The organism is Myxococcus xanthus (assembly GCF_013116825.1).
Taxonomy (GTDB): Bacteria; Myxococcota; Myxococcia; order Myxococcales; family Myxococcaceae; genus Myxococcus; species Myxococcus xanthus_B.
The window spans coordinates 1-21,337 of record NZ_JABFNS010000006.1 but is presented as its reverse complement, the minus strand read 5'-3'; the positions used below and the strand labels follow the sequence as shown (position 1 = coordinate 21,337).

19 protein-coding genes and 1 tRNA gene are annotated in these 21,337 nt (G+C 68.6%); 8 read left to right on the top strand and 12 right to left on the bottom strand.

Translation table 11 applies throughout. From position 1 onward, the window contains the following. Positions 1 to 4 precede the first annotated feature (4 nt). Complete coding sequence (locus tag HNV26_RS02890) at positions 5 to 1,378, top strand: GGDEF domain-containing response regulator (protein WP_171439867.1); 1,374 nt, start codon at positions 5 to 7, stop codon at positions 1,376 to 1,378. A 3-nt stretch (positions 1,379 to 1,381) separates the two neighbouring features. Here HNV26_RS02890 and encC read toward each other — a convergent pair whose 3' ends face one another. Further along, positions 1,382 to 1,774, bottom strand: coding sequence for an encapsulin nanocompartment cargo protein EncC (gene encC, locus HNV26_RS02885; RefSeq protein ID WP_171439868.1), 393 nt, complete (start codon positions 1,772 to 1,774; stop codon positions 1,382 to 1,384). 149 nt (positions 1,775 to 1,923) lie between these two features. Here encC and sinK point away from each other — a divergent pair, with 149 nt between their 5' ends. Next, positions 1,924 to 3,441 carry a hybrid histidine protein kinase/response regulator SinK gene (sinK, locus tag HNV26_RS02880; RefSeq protein WP_171439869.1) on the top strand — a complete coding sequence of 506 codons (1,518 nt, stop codon included), beginning with the start codon at positions 1,924 to 1,926 and terminating at the stop codon, positions 3,439 to 3,441. After that, positions 3,438 to 4,541: a signal integration modulator SinM gene (gene sinM / locus HNV26_RS02875; protein WP_171439870.1), complete on the top strand. Its 1,104-nt coding sequence runs from the start codon at positions 3,438 to 3,440 to the stop codon at positions 4,539 to 4,541. The genes sinK and sinM overlap by 4 nt, the downstream gene beginning before the upstream one ends. A 121-nt stretch (positions 4,542 to 4,662) precedes the next feature. Here the strand turns inward: sinM and groL are convergent, their stop codons facing one another. Both groL and HNV26_RS02865 read right to left on the bottom strand, forming a co-directional pair. Next, complete coding sequence (gene groL, locus HNV26_RS02870) at positions 4,663 to 6,306, bottom strand: chaperonin GroEL (RefSeq protein WP_171439871.1); 1,644 nt, start codon at positions 6,304 to 6,306, stop codon at positions 4,663 to 4,665. 168 nt (positions 6,307 to 6,474) lie between these two features. Next, the gene (locus tag HNV26_RS02865) at positions 6,475 to 6,861 is read right to left on the bottom strand and encodes a response regulator (RefSeq protein WP_011554466.1); all 387 of its coding nucleotides are present in this window, start codon (positions 6,859 to 6,861) and stop codon (positions 6,475 to 6,477) included. A 62-nt stretch (positions 6,862 to 6,923) separates the two neighbouring features. On the opposite strand from HNV26_RS02865, the gene HNV26_RS02860 reads away from it, so the two are divergent. Next, positions 6,924 to 7,994 (top strand): metallopeptidase family protein, encoded by a 1,071-nt coding sequence (locus HNV26_RS02860; protein WP_171439872.1) that lies wholly within the window; start codon positions 6,924 to 6,926, stop codon positions 7,992 to 7,994. Here HNV26_RS02860 and HNV26_RS02855 read toward each other — a convergent pair. After that, complete coding sequence (locus HNV26_RS02855; RefSeq protein WP_171452763.1) at positions 7,948 to 8,925, bottom strand: NAD-dependent epimerase/dehydratase family protein; 978 nt, start codon at positions 8,923 to 8,925, stop codon at positions 7,948 to 7,950. The two genes, HNV26_RS02860 and HNV26_RS02855, sit on opposite strands and share 47 nt — an antisense overlap. A gap of 103 nt (positions 8,926 to 9,028) precedes the next feature. Here HNV26_RS02855 and HNV26_RS02850 point away from each other — a divergent pair, with 103 nt between their 5' ends. After that, on the top strand, positions 9,029 to 9,670 hold the full coding sequence (locus HNV26_RS02850) for a TetR/AcrR family transcriptional regulator (RefSeq protein WP_171443282.1): 642 nt from the start codon (positions 9,029 to 9,031) through the stop codon (positions 9,668 to 9,670). A gap of 51 nt (positions 9,671 to 9,721) precedes the next feature. After that, a tRNA-Sec gene (locus HNV26_RS02845) sits at positions 9,722 to 9,820 on the top strand. Between the two features lie 250 nt (positions 9,821 to 10,070). On the opposite strand, the gene HNV26_RS02840 is transcribed toward HNV26_RS02845, so the two are convergent. Together HNV26_RS02840 and HNV26_RS02835 are read right to left on the bottom strand one after the other, a co-directional pair. Beyond that, positions 10,071 to 10,982, bottom strand: coding sequence for a DUF2381 family protein (locus HNV26_RS02840; RefSeq protein ID WP_171443281.1), 912 nt, complete (start codon positions 10,980 to 10,982; stop codon positions 10,071 to 10,073). Between the two features lie 41 nt (positions 10,983 to 11,023). Further along, the gene (locus HNV26_RS02835) at positions 11,024 to 12,862 is read right to left on the bottom strand and encodes a serine/threonine-protein kinase (RefSeq protein WP_171443280.1); all 1,839 of its coding nucleotides are present in this window, start codon (positions 12,860 to 12,862) and stop codon (positions 11,024 to 11,026) included. A 182-nt stretch (positions 12,863 to 13,044) separates the two neighbouring features. Between HNV26_RS02835 and HNV26_RS02830 the strand changes: the two genes are divergently transcribed. Together HNV26_RS02830 and HNV26_RS02825 are read left to right on the top strand one after the other, a co-directional pair. Continuing rightward, positions 13,045 to 13,410 (top strand): helix-turn-helix domain-containing protein, encoded by a 366-nt coding sequence (locus HNV26_RS02830; protein ID WP_171443279.1) that lies wholly within the window; start codon positions 13,045 to 13,047, stop codon positions 13,408 to 13,410. Next, complete coding sequence (locus HNV26_RS02825) at positions 13,403 to 13,762, top strand: helix-turn-helix transcriptional regulator (protein ID WP_171443278.1); 360 nt, start codon at positions 13,403 to 13,405, stop codon at positions 13,760 to 13,762. Before HNV26_RS02830 ends, HNV26_RS02825 begins: the two co-directional genes overlap by 8 nt. Here the strand turns inward: HNV26_RS02825 and HNV26_RS02820 are convergent. From HNV26_RS02820 to HNV26_RS02795, 6 genes are all read right to left on the bottom strand, one after another. After that, entirely contained in the window at positions 13,759 to 14,922 is a 1,164-nt protein-coding gene (locus HNV26_RS02820) for a serine/threonine-protein kinase (protein WP_171443289.1), read from the bottom strand. The genes HNV26_RS02825 and HNV26_RS02820 overlap by 4 nt on opposite strands. A gap of 93 nt (positions 14,923 to 15,015) precedes the next feature. Next, positions 15,016 to 15,297 carry a hypothetical protein gene (locus HNV26_RS02815; protein WP_366816738.1) on the bottom strand — a complete coding sequence of 94 codons (282 nt, stop codon included), beginning with the start codon at positions 15,295 to 15,297 and terminating at the stop codon, positions 15,016 to 15,018. A gap of 14 nt (positions 15,298 to 15,311) precedes the next feature. Further along, positions 15,312 to 15,818, bottom strand: a complete 507-nt coding sequence (locus tag HNV26_RS02810; RefSeq protein WP_253816164.1) for a hypothetical protein — start codon at positions 15,816 to 15,818, stop codon at positions 15,312 to 15,314. A 93-nt stretch (positions 15,819 to 15,911) separates the two neighbouring features. Continuing rightward, a complete protein-coding gene (locus HNV26_RS02805; RefSeq protein ID WP_171443277.1) occupies positions 15,912 to 18,302 on the bottom strand; it encodes a fibronectin type III domain-containing protein in 2,391 nt (796 codons plus the stop codon). Between the two features lie 3 nt (positions 18,303 to 18,305). Beyond that, on the bottom strand, positions 18,306 to 19,142 hold the full coding sequence (locus tag HNV26_RS02800; protein ID WP_171443276.1) for a hypothetical protein: 837 nt from the start codon (positions 19,140 to 19,142) through the stop codon (positions 18,306 to 18,308). Between the two features lie 8 nt (positions 19,143 to 19,150). Beyond that, on the bottom strand, positions 19,151 to 21,337 hold a 2,187-nt coding region (locus HNV26_RS02795), incomplete at its 5' end, for a phage tail family protein (RefSeq protein ID WP_171452762.1).

Below are 21,337 nucleotides of genomic sequence, written 5' to 3'. Positions count from 1 at the left end.
GGAGATGGCGCGAATCCTCCTCGTCGACGACGAAAAGATCGCCCGCACCCTGTACGGCGACTACCTCACCGCCGTGGGACACGCCGTCACGGCGGTGGGCACGCTACAAGAGGCAAAGGAAGCGCTCGCGGGCGACCGCTTCGACGCGGTGGTGACGGACCTCATCCTCCCCGGTGGCGACGGCATGGAGGTCCTGCGGCACGTGCGGGAACACCACCCGGGCGTGGAGGTGGTGGTCATCACCGGCCTGGAGAAGGTGGACCCCGCCGTGCGCGCCATCAAGAGCGGCGCCGCGGAGTACCTCGTCAAGCCGGTGGCCCCGGAGGCCCTGCAGCACGCCGTGCGCCGCGCGCTCACGACGCGCGACCTGATGCAGGAGAACGCGTCACTGCGCCGCCACGTGGCCATGCTGGAGGCGGGGCAGCGCATCGCCACCACCCTGGACCGCGAGAAGCTGGCCGCGGCCACCGCCAGCGCGCTGCAGAGCATGGCCTCCGCCAGCGCCGTGGTCCTGCTGGAGCGTGACTCCGCCTTCGCGCTGCGGCGCCACGGCACCAGCGGCCTGTCCACCGCGCTGGAAGAGCCGCTCATCGCCGAGCTCATCGAACGCCTGAGCAACGAACGCGGGCCGCGCGAGCTGGACGGCCTGGACGCGCCCTTCCCTCGCGCCGTCTCCGTCCCCGCGCTGGAGGGCGACGCCGTGCTGGGACACGCGGTGCTCTTCTTCGGCGGCACGGGCGCGGAGTGGGCGGGCGAGACCGCCAGCTTCCTGGTGCGCAACTGGGCGCTCGCGCTGCGCAACCTCGGCCGCTTCGCCGCGGTGGAGGACCTGGCGTACGTCGACGACCTCACGCGCCTGTTCAACACCCGCTACCTTCACCTGGTGGTGGACCGCGAGGTCCAGGACGCGCTCCAGTCGCAGCGCACCTTCAGCCTGCTGTTCCTGGACCTGGACCACTTCAAGTCCATCAACGACACCCATGGCCACCTCGTGGGCTCCAAGGTGCTGGTGGAGACAGCGCGCGTGGTGAAGGGCTGCGTGAGAGACCACGACGTCGTCGCGCGCTACGGCGGAGACGAATACGTGGTGGTGCTGCGCAACACCGACTCCGGCGGCGCGCTCAAGGTGGCCGAGCGCATCCGGCGCACCATGGAGACGCACAACTTCCTGGCGCGCGAAGGACTGTCGCTCAAGCTCACCACGTGTATCGGCGTGGCCAGCTTCCCCGAGCACGCCCAGGACAAGGCCACGCTGTTGGACCTGTCAGACCGGGCCATGTACCGCGGCAAGCGGGGCTCGCGGAACGTCGTGTACATGGCGGCGAAGGACCTGGAGGCCCCACCGGCCGAGCGCCGGCAGGCCCACTCCGCGTCCTGACGGCTACCGGCGCAGGCTGCCCACGGTGAGGCGCTTCTCCGGCGTGACGTCCGCCGGAGACGCCGGCGCGTCCTCCTTGCCCACGGCCTCCACGGCCTCGTGCGACGCGCCGGAGGTGATGAGCCGGTACTTCTCCACGGCCTCCTTCGCGTGCGCGGCCTGCTCTGGATCCAACCGGGCGATGAGCTCCCAGAAGAGGGCGGCGTGCTCGCGCTCCTCGTCCATGACGTGCCGGAGGATGGCCTTGGCGTCCTCGTTGTCCGTCGCGTCGATATGGGCCGCGTAGAGGTTGATGGCGTCCAGCTCCGCCTCGATGTTGAGGCGGATGGAGCGGGCCAGCTCGGTGTCCGTCATCTTGCGGGGGACCAGCGAGTGGAACGGGTTGGTCTGCGGCATGAAGGCCCTCCCGAGGCCGGTGTCGCGATATCCGGATTTCCGGATGGTGCGATGAGAACGCGACCAGCATCCGCGCCGGCACGGTCCGGGTCAACGGATTCCCTCCAGGTGCGTTGCGTACAAGCGGTTGCCTCCGCCATGCTCGTCACATGGAAACACCCGTGCCGCTCGCCCAACTGCTCCAGGCCCTGGAGGCAGGGGACCTGACGGCCGCGCGAACAGCGGCGGCGGCACTGCAACGTGCGGGAGCGCAAACGTCACAGCTGGCGGCGGAGGTGCTGCACGAGCTGCGACAACCGCTGCTCGGCGTGAAGGCCTACGCCCAACTGCTCGCGGAGGACGGCGCCGCCCCCGGGCCCCTGCGCCTGCTGCTGGCCCAGGTGGAGCGGATGGAGCAGATCGTCTCCGACTTCATCCGCCTGTCGAGCGAGCGACCAGCGTCTCAACAGCGCCTCTCCCTGGCGGCCCCCATCTGGGCGGCGGCGAAGCACTTCAGCATCAACCCGGACTCCTCGCGCATCTCCTTGGAAGTGGAGGCCCCGGAGGACATCACCATCCAGGGCAACGCGCGCCTCATCGAGCAGCTCACCCTGAACCTGCTCAACAACGCGCGCGACGCCATGGCGGGGCGCGGCCGGGTGAAGGTGGTGCTCACGATGGAGGGCCCCTCCCCTGCCCTCTACGTGGCGGACTGGGGGCCGGGCATCCCCCAGGAGCTGCGAGCGCGCATCTTCGAGCCCTACATCACCGCCAACAAGCGAGGCACCGGACTGGGCTTGTCGGTGTGCCAGCGCATCGCCCGCGAGCACCACGCGCGCCTCGAGCTGGCCCCGCAGGGCGTCATCCGCGACGTCCCGCCCCCGGCCACCGTGTTCCGCGTGCTCTTCCCCGCGACGGACGCACCGCCCACGCAGAAGCACCGGGTCCTGGTGGTGGATGACGAAATCATCATCCGCATGGTCTTCCGCGACCTGATGGGCAAGGAGTGCGAGATCATCGATGCGGCGAGCGGCGAGGAGGCCCTGGACCTGCTGCAACAGGCGCCGGTGGACCTCATCGTCACCGACAAGAACCTGCCCGGCATGTCCGGCCTGGAGCTGGCGCAGCAGGCGCGGCGGCTGCACACGGACTCGCGCGTCATCCTGATGACGGGCTACCCGTCGCTGGTGACGACGCAGCAGGCGCTGGAGCTGGGCGTGGTGGACTACCTGCTCAAGCCCTTCGACGACATCCGCGAGGTGCGCGCCCTGCTGCGCTCCACGCTGGCCCGGAAGCCCGCCCCCGCCCCGCTGGAGACGAACCCCGCGATGCGCCGGGTGGACGTGCTGGAGGACAACCCGGCGGCGGCGGCGCAAATCACCCACGCTCTCTCCCTGGTGGGACTGGAAGCCCGCATCCTGACGACCACGGAGCTGGCCGCGCTGGAGCCGCCCGCGGGCGTGGTGGTGAGCTGGGACTTCGCGCCCGCCTACGGGCGCAAGGCGCTGGAGCTGGGCAAGGCGCTGGCCCAGGGCGCACCCTTCGTGGTGCTGGCCGAGCACCTCACCATGGAGACGGCGCTGGAGTCCCTGCGTGCGGGCGCCGCCGCGTGCCTTCCCAAGCTGATGTCCGACGCGTCGGCGCTCAGCCGAGAGTTGAACCGCGCATTCAAACGAGAGGCCCCATGAGACTCGCGCTCCTGTTCGTCCTGCTGCTGGGTGTTGCTTGCTCCTCCGACAAGCCTCCGATGCAGGACGGGCCGGACGCGGGCCGTGGCGACGCGGGCACCGGAACAGACGACGCGGGAACCCGGACAGACGATGCGGGCAGCGGCGACGCGGGTTGCGAGCCGCTGGCCTCGGGTCCGGGCACCCCACTGCTCACCGGGTTGAACACGCCCCGCAGGCTCGCGGCGGACGCAACGGACCTCTACATCGCCGAGTCCCACTCCCTGAATCCGCAGCAGCCCCAGCCGGGCCCCGGGCGGCTCCTCCGGCTGCCACGCGCGGGCGGTGACGCGGTGTCCGTGGCCACGGGCTTCCGGGCGCCGGATGCCATCGCCGTGGTGTCGGACTCCGTCTACGTGCTCGACCTGGACGGGCTGTGGCGGGTGGACAAGGCGACGGGCGCCAAGGACGCACGTCCGCTCGATGCCACGGTGAACAACGTCACCATTGGCGGCACGGACGTCCTGCCCGCGCGGATGGGCGACCGGGACGTGGTGGTCATCGCGACGTCGCACCGCCGGCTGGTGCGCGTGGACGCCTCGGGCGGCAACCGCCAGGAGCTCTACGCCGGCACGGGCTACACGCAGGTGCGGGGAGCTCGCGTGGTGGGCCAGGACGTGTGGTTCCTGGTCGCCGCGGGAGAGAGCCCCGGCCTCTACAGCGTGCCGCTGGACGGCAGTGCCCCGGCCACGCTGCGCGACGGGAGCATCACCGCCGGCACCTCGTTGGAAGTCACGCCCACGCACTTCCTCGTCACCGAAGGCGGCGGCGGAAACGGCCGCGTGCTGCGCCTGCCACGCGAGGGCGGCGCGGCGGAGGTCGTGGCCACGGGCCTCCAGGGGCCCGCCTTCCCGGTGGAGCTGAATGGCACGCTCTACTTCAAGGACGTCAGCACGGGCGGCACGGGCTTCCTCCGCCGCGTGAGCACCTGCACGCCCGGCGCCCTGGAGCCCGTGGGCCCAGAGGGCGTGGGGCCCGGGGGCCTGCTGGTGGACGGCGACACCCTGCTCTTCACGTCGCAGGAGAGCGGCACCGGCGGCTTCGTGGGCCGCGTGCCCTGAGCGCCAGGACGTCCCCGCGGAAACGACAACGGCCCCGGCGCCTCCTGACGAGGCATCCGGGGCCGTTGACTGCCGAGGCCCAGACGGCCCGGGACTCACGTCCCGAGCCCTCCGGAGCGGCTCAGTAGTCCATGTCGTCGCCGCCGTAGTCCGGCATGCCGGCGCCAGCGCCGCCGCCCTTGGCCTTGCCCTTCGGGCGCTCGGCGACCATGGCCTCGGTGGTCAGCAGCAGCGAAGCGACGGAGGCGGCGTTCTGCAGCGCGGTGCGCTCCACCTTCGTCGGGTCGATGACGCCGGCCTTCTCCAGGTCCTCGTAGACCTCCGTGCGGGCGTTGTAGCCGAACGCGCCGGTGCCCTCGCGGACCTTGTTGATGACCACGGCGCCCTCGACGCCGGCGTTGCTGGCGATCTTCCGCAGCGGCTCCTGGAGCGCACGGCGGATGATGGCCACGCCGAAGTCCTGCTCACCACCCGGCTTCAGCTTCTCCAGCGCGGGCAGCGCGCGGAGGTAGGCCACGCCGCCGCCAGGGACGATGCCCTCTTCGACGGCCGCGCGGGTCGCGTGCAGCGCGTCCTCGACGCGGGCCTTCTTCTCCTTCATCTCCGTCTCGGTGGCCGCGCCGACGTTGATGACGGCCACGCCGCCCACCAGCTTCGCCAGACGCTCCTGGAGCTTCTCGCGGTCGTAGTCGCTGGTGACGGAGTCAATCTGCGTGCGGATGAGCTTGATGCGGCCCTCGATGGCCGCCTTCGTGCCCACGCCGTCCACGATGGTGGTGTTGTCCTTGTCCACCGTGACGCGCTTGGCGCGGCCCAGGTCGGTCAGCGTCAGCGTCTCGAACTTGTGGCCCAGGTCCTCGCTGACCACCGTGCCGCCGGTGAGGACGGCGATGTCCTGCAGCATCTCCTTGCGGCGGTCACCAAAGCCGGGGGCCTTCACCGCGCACACGTTCAGCACGCCGCGGATCTTGTTGACCACCAGGGTGGCCAGGGCCTCGCCCTCGATGTCGTCGGCGATGATGATCAACGGCTTGCCGGAGCGGGCCACCTGCTCGAGCAGCGGAATCATGTCCTGCATCGACGAGACCTTCTTCTCGCTGATGAGGATGTAGGGGTCGTCCAGGACGGCCTCCATCCGCTCGCGGTTGGTCACGAAGTACGGGGACACGTAGCCGCGGTCGAACTGCATGCCCTCGACCACGTCGAGCGTCGTCTCGAGGCCCTTCGCCTCCTCGACGGTGATGACGCCCTCCTTGCCGACCTTCTCCATCGCGTCCGCGATGATGGCGCCGATGGTCTCATCGCCGTTGGCGGAGATGGTCCCCACCTGGGTGATGGCCTTCTTGTCGGCGGTGGGCTTGGACAGGCTCTTCAGCTCGGCCACGACGACCTCGACGGCCTTGTCGATGCCGCGCTTGAGGTCCATCGGGCTGTGGCCGGCGGCCACCAGCTTGAGGCCCTCCTCATAGATGGCGCGCGCCAGCACCGTGGCGGTGGTGGTGCCGTCGCCGGCCTTGTCGGAGGTCTTGGACGCGACCTCCTTCACCATCTGCGCGCCCATGTTCTCGAACTTGTTCTCGAGGTCGATCTCCTTGGCGACGGTGACGCCGTCCTTGGTGATCGTGGGGGAGCCGAAGCTCTTCTCGATGACCACGTTGCGGCCCTTGGGGCCGAGGGTCACCGCGACCGCGTCCGACAGGGTGCGGACGCCGCGCAGGATGGCCTCACGCGCGGACTGATGGAAGAAAATTTCCTTCGCTGCCATCGCAACCTCCTGAATTTACTGGGGGATTTTACTGGTACGACACGGGCCGTTAGCACTCGGCCATGGCGAGCGCCAACATAAGGGCCGCCTGAACGATGTCAACCAGGAAGGGTGGCCGTGTAGGCGAGCGGACGGCCTGAGGCACCCCGCCAGGAGGGGCGCCGTGGGCTATTGCGCGAAGCGGACCAGGGTGAGCAGTTGGCCCATGTCCAGGGGCTTGTGGAGCGTCAGGGCCACGCCCTTGCGCAGGCCGCGGTCCGTCACCGAGCCGTCCTCGCTGCCCGTCATCAGCAGCACCGGAACGCTCTGGAAGCGGGGGTCCGCCTTGAGCATCTCCGTGAACTGGATGCCGTCCATATGGGGCATCACGTAGTCGGTGATGACCATGCTGACCTGGTTGCGCTCCAGCACGTCGAGCGCCTGGAGCGCGTCGGACGCCGAGTAGACCGTGAACCCATGCATCTCCAAGAAGCGAGAGAGCATCGTGCAGAGTTCGAGATCGTCGTCGACGACAAGGATGTTCACGGGACTGAGCGCCGCACCAGGACGGGCCACGGAACGTAGCAGCCGTGCGCGGCGTTGACAACGAAGTGCGCGGCTTCATATGTCGCGGCCCCATGGGGACGCGGACGTCGAAGCGAACGGGGGTGAGCGGGATGGAGGCGCTGGACGCGGCAGCTGAGGCCTTCGAGACGGGCGACTTCGAGGCGGCCCTGGCCGCCGCCGACCGCAGCCTGGCCCAGGCCCCGGACGCGGTGGACGCCCTGCACCTGCGCGCCGCCGCCCTGGTGGAGCTGGGCCGCCTGGAGGAAGCCGGCCGGGCCTTCGGCGCCGCGCTGAGGGTGTCCCCGGACGACCTGGAGGTGCTCCTGGGCACCGCGGACTGCCTCATCTGCCGCGCGGGCGAGGACCGGGAGGCCGTGGAGGAAGGCCTGGGCTTCTGCGCGAAGGGCAAGCGCCTGGCGCAGAAGGCCGGCGACGTAGAGCTGCTCTACGAGTTCCTTCTCCTGGAGGGCATGGGCCTGAACCAGGTGGGCGAGTGCCGCGCAGCCCTGGCGAGCCTGGACGCGGCGCTGGGGCACATGCCGCGCTCGGTGGACGCGCAGTTGGAGCGGGGCATCGCCCTGTTCGAGCTGTGCCGCTTCGACGACGCGAAGGGCGCCTTCGACAAGGTGCTGAAAGACACGCCCGATGAGGCCTGGGCCCACCAGTACCTGGGGCTGATGGCGGAGCGCCGGGGCGACGAGAAGGAGGCCCAGCGCCGCTTCGCCAAGGCCCAGGCGCTGGTGCCGACGGAGTTCTTCCCGCCGGTGGAGCTGGGCGAGGCCGAGTTCGACCGCGCGGTGGAGGCCGCGGTGCAGTCCCTGCCCGGCCACGCGAAGCAGTACCTGGACAACGTCACCATCGCGGTGGAGGACCTGCCGGCGGATGAGGACCTGCTGGGTGAGGACCCTCCCCTGTCACCGAGCATCCTCGGGGTGTTCCGCGGCCTGGCGGTGGGCGAGCGCAGCGTGACGAACGCGTTCGACCACGTCCCCGCGTCCATCGTGCTGTACCAGAAGAACCTGGAGCGCTTCGCCCGCACCCGCGAGGAGCTCATCGAGCAGATTGGCATCACCGTCATGCACGAGGTCGGTCACCTCATGGGACTGGATGAGGATGACCTGTGGCAGCGGGGGCTGGACTGAGCGCCGCGAGCGTCTGGCGGATGCCGTCGCGGTACGGCGTCTTCCGGATGTCGCCGAGCAGCGCCCGCAGCGCCGAGTCGTCCATGATGACGGGCGAGGTGTGCAGGTAGTGCATCTCCCCCAGCTCGCGCATGAACGGGCTGAAGAGGCCGATGAGGCGCACCATCCCCGGCCCCAGCACGGAGTACTTCGCGGGGTGGCCGGCCTGGGCGTAGATGTCCTCCACCAGGGCCGCCTGGGAGGTGACGCCCGCGCCCCCGAGGTTCCAGAAGCGGCCGTAGGCGCCCGGATGGTCCATGAGCGCCGTCACGGTGGGCCCCACGTCGGGCACGTAGACGAACTCATGGGGCGTGTCGATGGGGCCGATGAGCTGGGCGCGCTTGCCCTGTGAGGCGGCGACGAAGGCGCGGTGGAGGAAGCTGTTCTCCACGCCCGGGCCGTAGAAGTCCGGGAGGCGGAGGATGGTGACATTGATGGAGCCCGTCTTGTCCGCCGCGAGCAGCAGGTCCTCCTGAGCCTTGCGCAAGCGGCCCTTGTTCGTGTGCGGCACGCGGGGGTGGGACTCGTGGACGACGTCCGTGCGAGGCCGGCCGTAGGGGTACACGCTGGCGATGAAGACGATGCGCTCCACGCCCTCGGCGATGGCGGCGTCGAGCGTGCGCTTCATCAGTACGGGGTGGAGGTGGAACTGCCAATAGGGCACGCCGACCAGATAGATGAGCGTCTGGACGCCCCGGGCCGCGGCCTGGATGGAGGCCATGTCATCGGGATTCCAGGTGACGATCTCCGCCTGCGGATCCGCCCCGAACTCCCGCTGGAGTCCCTCCCGGGAGCGCCCCACCACGCGGTAGCCCCGCCCCTGCCCCCGCAGCGCCTGCGCGATGCTGTGTCCGACGACGCCCGTGGCGCCGAACAACGCGACCGTGCCCATGTCCTGCTCCCTTTTCCGAACGGCGAGTGGTTTGTGAACACCGTTCATAAACGCCGTTCATCTACTGCTGGGCGTTCAGTGGGTCAAGGCCTACACTGGGAGCATGGGGATTGCGGAACGGAAGGCGCGCCAGCGAGCGGAGCTGCGCGAGCAGATTCTGCGAGTCGCCCGGGACATCGTGGTGAAGGAGGGCTTCCCTGCCCTCTCGATGCGCAAGCTGGCGGATGCGGTGGAGTACGCACCGGCGACGCTCTACCTCCACTTCGAGAACCGGGAGGCCATCGCGAAGGAGCTGTGCGTGCGCGGCTTCCAGGACCTGCTGGCCATGCTGGAGCCCGCGGCCCAGGTGGAGGACCCGCTGGAGCGCTTGCCCAAGCTGGCGGAGGCCTACATCCGCTTCGGCCTGGAGCACCCGGAGACGTACCGGCTGATCTTCATGGAGGACCCGAAGCTCTCCACAGCGCTGTTCGGGGACAGCCCGGAGGGCGCGGGGCCGAGGTCATTCGGGGTGCTGGTGCAGGTGTTCGTGGACCTGCTGGCGGCCGGGAGGCTGGAGGAAGGCACGAAGCCGGAGCAGTTCGCGGAGGTGCTGTGGGCGGGGGTGCACGGCATCGTGGCGTTGAAGCTGACGTGCAGCGGGTTCCCGGGTTCCCCCGCTGAGGAGCTCACGCAGGTGCTGGTGTCCACGCTGGTGAAGGGCTTGCCGGGACTGAAGGCGGAACAGACGCCGACGAAGGCCCGGTAGTGCTGTGGCCCCGGGTTGACGGGGTCCGGAGGGTCCGGCGTAATCGCAGACGGTAGGGCCTCCGGACCTGGTGGCCGGCCCGGTCTTCAAAACCGATGAGGGGCGCCGAGAGGCGTCCCTGGCGAGTTCGATTCTCGTGCCCTACCGCCAATACTTCCGAGGGGTTACGTCCCACTTAACCCACTTAGACCGTACCTGAACCGTCCAGTCACGTCCAGGCACGTCCACGGGACTGCGTTACCGGTGCGTTACGACAGAGCAGCCACCGGTCCCATCCGTGCCGACCAATTGCCCGAAGCGTGGAGCACTTGCCCCGACAAACGCGATCGCCCCGGGGCGCATCTGCCCCGCGCCCTGCATGAATCCCGTAGCGATGCACACCGGACAACCCTCCCACCTATCAGGGGAAAGTGACGTTGTTGATCGTCACCGTGCGTGCTCCCTCGGACTCCCACAGCTTGAGCGAAAACGGGCCGCGTGAGGATTCGGGAGAAGCCTCCGCCTCAATAACCACGCGCCCGGTTCCACCGGCTGCAATGGGTGACTTCTGCCACACGCGGAGCACCTTCAAATCAGTTCCAGGCGGACCGCGAAGTGCAGCGCCACTCGCAGTCCACGGCATCTCACCCCGCAAGCCACTCAGGAAGACTTCAAGGGCAACGCGCCCCGTTGAGCGGTAGCTATGCACTTTGAAGGGCAGGAGCGCGCTCTTGGCATCAGAGGCGATCGTCTCTGTCACAATCTTGCCTGCCACGCCGTTCACGTCGATTCCGCCAACCGCAAGCAAGCCAGCAACGCCCCCTGGGGCGCCATGCTCTGACAGCAAACGCGCGTTCTCTTGCTGGCACCGCAGAGCCTCCGCTCGCGCATCCCTCGCTTCTTGCTGATACGACTCGACGGCTCGCGCGCTCCGATAAACCTCAATGAGGCTGTCCGCCCGCGCGGGATGAACCGCTAGTAAGAACGAAGCTCCGGAAGGCGCTGCACCGTCGCGGAATCGCACTGACACCCGGAACTTCTCGCCAGGAAGAGCCTTGCTAGATGGGATCAGCCGCATCGTCGTGCGGCCCACATCAACATTCGCGAAGACGCTTCGCCCATCCAAGTCGACTTCGTCTTGCGCCAACTCAGAGTCGAAAAGAATCACCGTGGACAGGCCAGGGCTTATCGTGACTTCGACGGGCGAGCCGGAGGCATCCGCCTCCAATTCAATGCGCCGAGAACCTCCACTCAAGGCCGTGTTTCCCTGTGCCACCGCCCCCCCGGCAATGAGCAAGAGTCCGAGGAAAACGACCGATGATGTTGCATGCATCCGTCCGCAACTCCCTCATGCGGCATCGCGCGCACGCCGCGTCACTTAAACTCGTACACCGCCCGCACATCCCCTGTCGTGAAAACGCGGGCAGAGGCAGGGCTGTCATCGCCTGGCTTTCTCTCCAACCCCTTCACCAGAGACTCAGACAGGAGCTCCAGGCACACAGGGAAGCTCTTCCCATCGCGAGTACGCGCATGGGTGAATCGGCCATAGACGCGGTCACTTACCGCGAGCCGACCAGAGAAGACTGTGCCGTCGGGCATGCGCTTCCACTCACCGAGCAACAGCAATTCAGTCGGACCATCCGTCACCGCGATAATCTGCGGCCTTCTGACTAGGAACGTCACGCCGTGGTGGGCGCCTGCCTCGATACCCCACTTCTCCATCGCATCAGCGGCTCCCGCTGGGCACGGCTCTGGAGGCGGCGGCGGACGCACCTCTGCGCCAGGGCACGCCAACCCCGTGCATGCCGCCACGGCAACAATCGCCTTGCTCATGATGCCCGCGCCCTTCCTTCCAGACTTCGGTGGCATCGGGATCTCAGTCTTCTCCATCTTCACAGGTGTGGCCTCGGGGAGCATCGCAGGAGCAGCGATGGCCGCAGGGGTGGACTCCTTGACGAAAGGGGGATCTGCGGCGTGGACAGCTTGGGACGAACTCCCGGGACGCGCTACTTCCTGACGGGGCGGCATGGCCCCCGCGACGGGTGACGTCCGCAAGCTCCAAACCAGCACCACCGCGACGAGCACCAAGAGCATCGCCAGAGCGGCCGTGCCCCAAATTCGGGAAGCCGTCGCGGGCCTCGATGCCCCTGCCGTTTCGGAGTCCTTCTCCAACGAGGGAGGCCGCACCTCCAGCGGAGACGGAGTCTCCCAATTCGGCCGCTTGCCGCGCCGCGGGCGGTGAAGCGGTTCGTTCACCCACTTGTCGAGAGTGTCCCTGCCACCCTCCGTCGTCGCGGTGTCCTCACCGTGGCAGTCGCACAGCGGCACGTCCCACGTTGCGTCCGCCCCTTGCAGCAACACCTCAAGCGCAGCACGCAAAACCCCGGCACTCGGTACCCGCGCGGCTGGCGTCTTCTCCAACAGCCGCATGCACACGTCGCTAAGCGCCGAAGGCACACGCTCGTTCACCTGACGTGGAGGAAGCGCATCATTCGAGATGACGACATCCGCCAGCGTGAAATGGTCCCCCGTGAAGGGAGGCCGCGCGGTGAGGAGTCGATAGAGGACCACGCCCAGCGCCCACAAGTCGTCCGAGGGACCCGGCGTGTAGATGGCCCCAGGCACACGCGCGTTCTGACGGAAGAAGCTCCACGCCTCCGGAGAGCGGTACTCAGGTGTTCCGGGCGGCAGAATGTCCGCCGTGATTCCTGGCGCTCCCGCGTAGTCCCCCACGCCGAAGTCCACCAGCTTGGCCGCGCCATCCGCAGCGCGCACCATGACGTTGGCCTCCTTCACGTCACGGTGGAGCACCCCTGCTTCGTGTGAAGCCTCTAGCGCCCGCGCCACGTCCAGCATGACGCGCGCCACCTGCCTCGCGGAAGGGTTCTCCTCGGACGCCCAGACGTCCAACTGCCGCCCTGCCACGTACTCCATGACGATGACGCCGAACTCAGGAGACGCCACCGGCCACTTCCCGAAGCCGTGAATGCCCACCACGTTGGGGTGACTCAGCTTCAGCAGAATGGAGACTTCACGCTCGACCCGCGCACCCACGCGCGCCAGGTCCACCAACTTCAGCGCGTAAGCCTGCCCCTCACACCGTGCGAGGTACACGGCACCGAAGCCGCCGCTGCCCAGCCGACGCTCCACCGTGTAGCCCACTACCTGGGCACCGGGCGCGAGCGCTGCGAAGGCAGGCCCACGCGGCCTCACTGCGTCCGTCTCCCGGCCTTCAGGCCCTCGCTCATGTGCGCACCCTCCCAACTGGCTGCGCACCCTACCAAATGGACTACCCTGTAGGGAGTCCCTCCTTTCGACCGACTTATGCCGATTGACGTCTGACATCCATCATCAGTGTCTAGACGTCTGGCATTCAGTTCCACTAGGAAGAAGGCATGCAGGAAGTCACTTCCGCCCACGAACTTCGCAAGCAGCTCGCCGCCTTCATCGGCCCCGCCGCCCGCGCCGCGCGAAGCCGGTTGGGACTGACGCAAGCCGAAGTCGCCCGGCACCTGGGGATTGCCCACACCGTCTACAGCCGCCTGGAGCGTGGAAAAATGCTGCCGAGCGTCCCCACCCTGCACCGCCTCTGCGCGGTACTGGATGCGTCGCCCAACGAGTTGATGGGCCACACCCGCGCCACGCCTCCCGACACGGACTCGCCCGCCCGTCGCCACCTCTTCTGCCGGGTGCGGCAATTGGACGAGACTCGGGTCCGAGCGATGCTCGCGCTCCTTTCCCTCGGAACGTTCCATGAATGAAGAGCTGGCAATCACCATCGGCACGGTTGCGCGTGAAGCGAGGGAGAATCTGGGGATGACGCGCGCCGAGGTGGCAGAGCGCGTGGGACTCGTGGAGCCCGCCTATGGGCGTCTGGAGCGAGGGAAGGTGTTGCCCAGTGTCCCCGTCCTCCACCGCCTCGGCCTGACGCTGGGCATCTCCCCCGAAGCCCTGCTGGGCACGACGCCTCGGGGAGGAGGGAAGAAGCCACCACGCTCCCCTGCCCTAGAAGCAGAGACGCCCGAGCTGCGCCGCCTGCTGGCCCTCGCAAGGAAGCTGGACGAGGAGAAGCTGGACGCGCTCCTCCACGTTGCTACTGCGCTGACTCGCTAGTCCTTCTTCGCAAGCGCCTCAAGTTCGTGCGCGTCCAGCCCTTCTGGGTAGAGGCCGCCCTCACCGAACTCCACCACGTCTCGCAGGCAGCTTCCCTCCGCGATGACTCGGGCGACCTCCACCTGGGCATCCTGGCGCCCATACGTGGGATGCCGCTTCGTCAGCGCCGCTCGCAGCACGGCCCCCATGTCCGCCGCCGTGGCGAAGCGCTCCCCCGGGACGACGCGCAGAGCCGTGTGGAGAATGTCCTTCACATCCGCTGACAGCCCACCCACGGCCGTCTCCACATCCGCCGGACTAAAGCTGGAGAGCAGCACGCGCATCTGCGTCAACGGCAGGGAGGGAAACTGCTCGGCCATGAGGGGACTCATCCCCTTGGGAGTCGAAGGCACGTCCTCCACGTCGAAGAGGTGTGTGCCCGTCAGCAGCTCTACGAGCACCACGCCCAAACTGAAGACGTCCGAGGCCGGGGACAACGGCAGGCGCTCCAGGTACTCAGGAGAGGCATAGGCCACGTCACCCCGGACAAGATTCGCGGGGGATTCAAGCCGTCCCACCATGAGCGAGTACGCGGCACCGAAGTTGGCGAGCTTCACCCCGCCGTGCGCCCCCAGGTAAATGTGCCGAGGGTTGACGTCACGGTGGATGATGCCCAGTTGCTTGCCATCCTCGCCTCGCAACGTGTGGGCATAGTGAAGGGCATCCGCAATCTCGGCCCCGACGTAGAGGGCCAACGCCTCGGGCACGGGCTTCCGCCGCGCTACGCCCGCGCTTACCAACGTGTCCAGCGAAGGGCCGTCCACGTGCTCCATGACAACGTGAGGCATGTTCTGGTGAATCTTCAGGTGGAAAACCTGAGCGATGCTGGGGTGATTGAGCCGGAAGGCCAGTTGAATCTCATCGGAGAGCCGCTTTCGCTCCTCGTGGGTCGAGGGACTCGGCAGACGACGCACAAGACATCGTCCAGGAGACTCCTCCTCCAGTGCGTAACGGTGAGCCAGCAGCAGCGCCTCGCCCGTGGGCATCCGCATCAACTCGCGCACAGCCTCGTACCGGACGCCGCCCACTGTGAAGAGCGGCTGGGGAGTCTTTGAAGTCGGGAGTGGAGGGAGAACGCGGGACTGCGCGGGGCGTCTGTCACTGTCCGTCGTGGCGGGCATGCGGTCCTCGGGAGGCATGAGTGGGCTCCCGAGGATTCTCAACGAGATGAATCCATAAAGTCCACAGAACACGGACTTTATAGATTCACACCCTCACTGCGCGAACTGCGCCACGGTAAAGCCCAGCCCCACCCCAAGGGCTAACGCCACCAGCACCTTCACCAGCGGCACGTCGCCCGAGTGCTGGCGCAGCGCCTCGTTCTCCGCATGAAGGCGCCGCACCTCCTGAGCTGTGTCCACGCACCGCGACGTGGACAGCCAGCAGCCCTCGGAGACGTCCACCGTGCGCCCATCTTGAAGAATTACGGAGGCCCGCGCGACATCCAGGACTTCGCCCTCCGCACGCACGCCCCCGGAGAGAAGCAGGGTCAGCACCAACCCCAGCGGCCTCACAGCTTGCCGTCCCGGCGGAGCTGCTCCAACGCGGCCACCGCCATGGCCTTGCCGGTAATCTCCCCAGCCGCCACGGCCCCCGCCTCCTCGGCCCTCTCCACCGCCTCGTCACCAAAGAGCAGGGCTTTCAGGACAGAGAAGCCACCAGCCGCCCCGAGGCCAATGCCGAGCGCTTTCAGCAGCAGCCCCCAGGAAAACAGCTCTCCGGCCAGCAGCGCGTTGGCAACCGCGCCCGCCACGGACACCCCCACCGCCAGCGCCGCGCCCGCCCTCGCCGTGCGCAGCACCGGCAGCCACTCACCCCCGAAGCGGCGCAGCACGTAGACGAGCGCCACCACTGCCAGAGACGCGACGAGAGCCCAGTTGCGCGTCGTCACGGCATCGAAGACGAGGCGGGCGAACTCCTCGACGTGGCCCGGGTCCGGGACGCCAGACGCCTCGGAGGCCAGGGCGGGCGCAGCGAGGGAGAGAGCTGCAACCAGGAGGAAGGAAGGGCGAAGCATGGAAAGGCCTTTCGCGCGGGCCGCACGGCGCCATGCCGCGCGGCGGTCCGCTCTCCCTCCTCAATGGGGACACTTTCCGGCCGTGGTCCGCGCCTATGCCTCCGCCCTGAAGCGCACAGTGTCCAGGCCCACCCATGCCGCCCCCGCTGGCACCGAGTACACCTGCAAGCCGCCGTCAGGGTTGAGCTGCGCGAGGCCCAGGCCGTGACTCGTCGGCACGGGGAAGGCGCGCGAACTGCTGGGGCGGTAGCCCGCTGGCAGCCGGTGGAGATTCACGTAGCCCACCGTCCCTGGGCGCACGAGGCCACGCATGGACACCTCGTTGTCGCTGTTCTTGTAGTACCCCAGTGGCCAGCCATTCACGTCCCAGGGCGTCCAGCCATTCTCCAAGTCATTCAGCTGGCCGGTGCGAATGGTGGCCCAGGGTTCCACGAGGCCGCCAATGCGCTCCAACCGCACCGAGTCCACGTAGAGCCACGGACTGCCCACCGTCGCCTCCGTCAGCAGGCGAACCTGCACGTAGCGCGTCCCAGCGGGCGCGGTGTGGAAGCCGGTGAGGCGCTGCCACTCGCTGCTCGCGAGCGTCCGACTCGTCGTCGCGACACTCAGGAGGTTGAAGGCTCCGTCGTACCAAACGACATGCACGAAGAGAGGCGTGCCCAATTGCGCGGCCCTCACCATGACGTCCACGCTGTACTTGTCCCCGGGCCTGGCAATCATCGCCTGCGAGTCGAGACGGGTGCCGTTCGCCACCAGCCGCACGGCGCGCCCTCCGGTGTACGCGTCGGTTGTCACCTGGGCATGGGCGCCCCACAGGCCCACCGCGAGCGTCCACGCGTCTGGGGGCATGGCCTCGCTGCTCCAGGACTCGAAGTCCGCATTGGGCGGGGAGTCACCAAACGCTACCGCAGGCTGAAAGGAGGCCGGCGTCAGGTAGCCCGTGGTGACGGACACCTCCTCGGAGGGCGCGCCCACGTTGCCCTTGGTGTCTCGCCCCACCACCCGGCAGAAGTACGTTGTCCCAGGCGGCAAGTCGGAGAGTTGGAAGCGCGTCGTCTTCCCTCGGGCCGTGAAGGTGGCACCCGAGGGCGTGAAGCCCGCCGTCCGGGAGGTGTGCAACTCGCACTCTTCCCAGGCGGGGCCCGTCGCGGCGGGTGTCCACGTCACGGAAAAGCCGCTGACGGTGGGCGTCACCCGCATGCCCTGCGGCGCGGCGGGTCCGGCAAAGGGTGCGCTGGGAGCAACACCGGGCCGGGCGTCTCGCTCCAGCCACTCGCGCACGGACGTCGAGGGCTGGCCGCGCAGCACCAGCTTCATGCGCGCCGTGCCGTCCACGGCACACTGAAACTCCAACTCCTGTACGGCCAGGGCGTGGGGAGTGTCGAGGCGCACTCCATCCGGCAGCACGCGCACCACGTCCCCCAACTCGAGGCCGGGGTGCGGGTCCACCAGCATGGCTACCGTAAGGGGTGACACCGAGAGGTCGGCCACCGCGGCGTCAGCGAGTCGCTGTGCCTCGGCCTCGGTGTCAATGTTGCTGGAGGCCCCTTCCGCCAACTGCATCCACCTGCGGCCAACCTGGGCACGGGCAGCCGGGTTGCTGGCCGTCACCTTCTTGCGCTTCGCTGTCCCCGAGGCGTCCAAGTCGCGCGAGTCGCTGTAGATGACTTCGACATCCGTGCGGATGTCCACCAACTGCCGCGTCACGGACTCCAAATCTCCGTACTCGTCCGGGCCAAAACTCCAGTCCTCCAACGTCTGGAGTCTGTCCGGGGCGTACAGCGTCAACGCGTAGCCCCCGGTGTCCGCCCGCCACCGCATACGGCACTCCCACCCCACGCGCTGGGCAAGCGTGCGCGCCGCGTCCAGCACCGGCTCCACCTTCTGCGTGTACTTGCCGCGCTGGGAGAGAGGGTCCACGGGAGTGTAGAGGCCGAAGGCGGCAAGGCCGTTGTCATTGCAGAGGGCCTGAATGACGTCCTGGACGGGCACGCCGTGCGTGTCGTCCCCATAGTCCCGCTCCACTTCAATGAAGGTGTCCTGGAGGAGTCCGCCCAAGTCCCGGCCCACCACCTTCAACTCCTCGGGTCCCGCGTCCACCTCGTCCACCCTGCCCCGGAACACCTCGAAGTAGTCCTCCTCGCGGGGGGTACCTCGCAGCGGAGCCAAGCCCAGTTCCACGCGGAAGTAGGCCCCCTCGGCCAGCAGCGGCGCGAAGCTGCCCGAGGCGTTGGTGTTCGCTGGCGACTGCGTCACCAACGGAGAGAGGGAGACAGGCCCGCTCCGCACGAGGACCACCTCGGCCTCGGCCACGGGCGCGTCCACCTTCTCGTTGACGCGCACCCCCAGCACCCAGTCCGCGCCCAGCAGTGCATTCAGGTTGCGGTACGTGCCCGCCGCGTCGCGTACCCAGACGCGAGGGTGCGTGGAGTAGCCTGCGGGACTCGTGAGGAGGGCTGCTTGGAAGGCCGTGAGGGGACGCATGCGTCAGCGCTCCTGCAACTCGAAGTCGAATTCCTGGCCCAGCACGCGCGAGGTGCCTTCCCACCACTCCACTGCGCGCCCCTGCCCTACCCGGCCCAGCACCGTGCTCGGCTCATAGAGGGCCTCTCCCGAGGCCACGTGGTACGGGTACGGAGCACCGAAGGGCTGGCCCGCCGAGTACCAGGGCGCGACCCACGCGGCGGGAGCCACCCACGGCAGCACCACCAGGTCATCCACCAGCAGCGCGGCGTTGTTCGGGTTGGAAATGCCGCCAGAGAAGCCGCCCAGGTTGCGCAGTTGCACCGCCCCTCCCGGCAACTGGGAGGCTGTCGCCACCAGGAGGGCGCCGCTATTGGGCGTCCGGACGTTGAGTTGCCCGTTGTCGGAGATGAAGTGGCCCGCCCGGTGGACGTAGTGCCGCCAGTCGCCGCCCCCTTCCAGCCTCCACCAATAGGCCACCGTCCACTTCGTCCCCAGCGCCGTGGGCAACGTGAGGCTGGCGTTGACGGCCATGCGCAGGCAGCCGCCGTAACGGCCACCGGGCACTCCTGCGTCCAGCGTCCCGGACGTCGCGCTCGGCGCGAGGAAGGCACTGCTGCGCAAGTCCGCGTCGAAACTCCACACGTCCCCCTCGCCCTTGAGGAGGCCACGGTACGCGCGGGCGTCCTCCTGCGTCAGCGGGCCCGTGTTGCCCGCATAGCTGTACACCTCCCGGCGCTCGCTGCTGCGCAGCCAGCCGGAGAAGGCGCGACGGGACTCCCCCAGCAGTGTCGGCGTGTACGTCAGTCCCTTGTCCGACAGCACGGGCAGAGGAATCCCAGAGAGGGCGAGTGCGGGCATGCGAGGCCTCAGGTGGCGGAGTAGCGCGAAGTCAGCAGGAAGCGACTGCCGGAGGTGCGCACGTCCGCGCGCTGCTGGCGCAGCGTCTCGTCCCGGCGCGTGGCCTCCATGGCCGCGTCAATGTCGTAGCCGACAATGTTGTAGGTGACGGGAGCCCCCTGCGCCGTGGCGGCGGGCAGCATGGAGCGCACACCGGGGAAGAAGCGCAGCAGCATCTCCAGCAGCTGGGGCGGCAAGGACGTAATGGGCGAGGCAGCGTGCTCGCCCTCCCCCGGCCCTTCCGGCAACGCGGGCGTGGTGGGGCTTGGGGGCCGCGTGGGCCCCGTCTGCGCGTCCTCGGCCTCGAAGGTACGCAGCGCCCGCTTCCAGGCGGAGGGCACGTTGGTGAGGGCCTCGGTGGCCCGGGAGACGGCCTGGGTGTGCTCCCTGACGCGCGCCGTCTCCTCGGCACGCGCCATGGCGGAATCCCACGTCGTGTCCCCCAGCACGTCGAGGGCCTCGCCCATGGCGTCCGTGTCCACGCGCAGCCGGTTGAGGCTTCGCGCGAACTTCTCCAGCCCGTCAAAGCCCGTCCAGTCCACGAGGGAGGAAATGGCGCGGATGACTTTCTGCACCGCCCCCACCACCGCATTCCAGACGGAGCCAATGGCCTTCGCCATGTTGAGGAGCACCGTCCCGACGAATTTCAGCACCGAGAAGAGGGCCTTCAGCACTGGCCCTGCAATCAATTGCAATGGCGCCATGACGGCGAGGAAGGCCTGCCCCACCACCTGGAGAAGCGGTGCAAGCCCCTGGAGTATCTGGCCGATGAGCACCAGCGGCGGCGCCAGCGGGCGGAGCATGTCCCCCAGCAGCGTGAAGAGTGGCGTCAGCACCGACACCACCGCGTCAATGATTCCGGACACCGCGCCCAGCAGCGGCTGAAGCGGCACGAGGAAGGCGCCCAGGGCGTCCGCTACGCGCTGAATGAGCCCTTCAACAATGGCCAGCGTCTCGCGGAAGCCCTCGGACTGCATCAGCAGGTCCCCCGCCACGGCGGCCACGCCACCCAGCACGGAGCCGCTCGCCGTGAGGCCCTGGATGAAGGTGTCCACGAGGCCATTCAGCCGTCCGAAGGCGGAGGCGAACTTCTCGGCGAGGGCCGCGCGAGCGTCCTCCATGGCCCGCCGCGCCGCTTCGGCCAGGGCCTCGGCCTGCAGGCGCATTTCCCGGAAGGCAGCAGCACCGGCAGCCGCATCCGCGCGAACGCTGGCAACGTATTCGCGGCGGGCCTCCTCGTTGGCCTGGGCCTGGAGCTTCGCCAGCGCGGCCTCTCGGGCGGCCTCTTCCTTCGCGGCGGCGGCCAGGGCGGCCTTGTCCGTGGGCTTGCGGATTCGGGCCTTGCCCGGCGCGGACGTCCCCGTCAGTTGGGCGAGGAGGGCCTGCACCTTGTCCGTGAGGTGCTCCAGGTTGAGGGCCTTGGCGAGGTCCGCCCCCAGCCTCTTGGCCCCCGCGAGGCTGGTATTCAGCCCGAAGGCGGCGCCCTCGGCGAGTGTCCGCCCCGCGCCGGCCACAGCCACGCCCACGGCCTCGGCGGTCTCCTTCGCGCCACTCCAAAGCAGTTGGGCGCCCTGGCCCAGGGTGTCGAGGAGCTGCTTGCCCGTAATGGTAGAGACGTCCCGGAAGGTGTCCGCCAGTTGGGAGAAGCCTGCCGCCCTGGCCACCGGCTCCAGGAGGCGAGAAACGCCCCGTACCAAGGACGCCACCTTCTCCAACACCGTGGCGGCGATGCCGCGCAGGAAGTCCCCCAGCGCGGAGAAGGCCCGGGAGAAGGAGTCCGCGACTCGCCCCGCCCACTCGCTGATTCGTGCGCCCAGGCCCAGGAAGAATTCGGCAAGGCCCGTGCTGCTGTCCTCCCAGGCCGCGTAGACGCTACCCGCCAGCAGCACCACGCCCGTCACTGCGGCGGCCACGGCGGCCAGCGGCACCAGCAGCGTCCCGAAGGAGAGGGCCAGCCGCGCCAGGCTGCTCTTCACGGAGGGAGCCGTGGCCACCATGCCGCCCATGGACGCAGTCACCTTGTCCATGGCACCCGCCAGCGCAGCCAGGGCCGAGGAAGCGTTGAGGGCGTTGAGGATTTTCAGCAGGGCGCCCATGCCCATGGCCAGCGTCTCGACGACTCCCGCCACCTTCCCCACCGCGCCCAGGGCCAGCCC

Excerpts from the sequence above, each read along its gene's own strand:
- sinK (WP_171439869.1), top strand. The coding sequence starts at position 1,924 with ATGGAAACACCCGTGCCGCTCGCCCAACTGCTCCAGGCCCTGGAGGCA.
- encC (WP_171439868.1), bottom strand. The coding sequence starts at position 1,774 with ATGCCGCAGACCAACCCGTTCCACTCGCTGGTCCCCCGCAAGATGACG.
- HNV26_RS02855 (WP_171452763.1), bottom strand. The coding sequence starts at position 8,925 with ATGGGCACGGTCGCGTTGTTCGGCGCCACGGGCGTCGTCGGACACAGC.
- HNV26_RS02825 (WP_171443278.1), top strand. The coding sequence starts at position 13,403 with ATGAATGAAGAGCTGGCAATCACCATCGGCACGGTTGCGCGTGAAGCG.
- HNV26_RS02810 (WP_253816164.1), bottom strand. The coding sequence starts at position 15,818 with ATGCTTCGCCCTTCCTTCCTCCTGGTTGCAGCTCTCTCCCTCGCTGCG.
- HNV26_RS02820 (WP_171443289.1), bottom strand. The coding sequence starts at position 14,922 with ATGCCCGCCACGACGGACAGTGACAGACGCCCCGCGCAGTCCCGCGTT.
- HNV26_RS02840 (WP_171443281.1), bottom strand. The coding sequence starts at position 10,982 with ATGCATGCAACATCATCGGTCGTTTTCCTCGGACTCTTGCTCATTGCC.
- HNV26_RS02830 (WP_171443279.1), top strand. The coding sequence starts at position 13,045 with ATGCAGGAAGTCACTTCCGCCCACGAACTTCGCAAGCAGCTCGCCGCC.
- HNV26_RS02890 (WP_171439867.1), top strand. The coding sequence starts at position 5 with ATGGCGCGAATCCTCCTCGTCGACGACGAAAAGATCGCCCGCACCCTG.
- HNV26_RS02860 (WP_171439872.1), top strand. The coding sequence starts at position 6,924 with ATGGGGACGCGGACGTCGAAGCGAACGGGGGTGAGCGGGATGGAGGCG.
- groL (WP_171439871.1), bottom strand. The coding sequence starts at position 6,306 with ATGGCAGCGAAGGAAATTTTCTTCCATCAGTCCGCGCGTGAGGCCATC.
- HNV26_RS02800 (WP_171443276.1), bottom strand. The coding sequence starts at position 19,142 with ATGCCCGCACTCGCCCTCTCTGGGATTCCTCTGCCCGTGCTGTCGGAC.
- sinM (WP_171439870.1), top strand. The coding sequence starts at position 3,438 with ATGAGACTCGCGCTCCTGTTCGTCCTGCTGCTGGGTGTTGCTTGCTCC.
- HNV26_RS02805 (WP_171443277.1), bottom strand. The coding sequence starts at position 18,302 with ATGCGTCCCCTCACGGCCTTCCAAGCAGCCCTCCTCACGAGTCCCGCA.
- HNV26_RS02850 (WP_171443282.1), top strand. The coding sequence starts at position 9,029 with ATGGGGATTGCGGAACGGAAGGCGCGCCAGCGAGCGGAGCTGCGCGAG.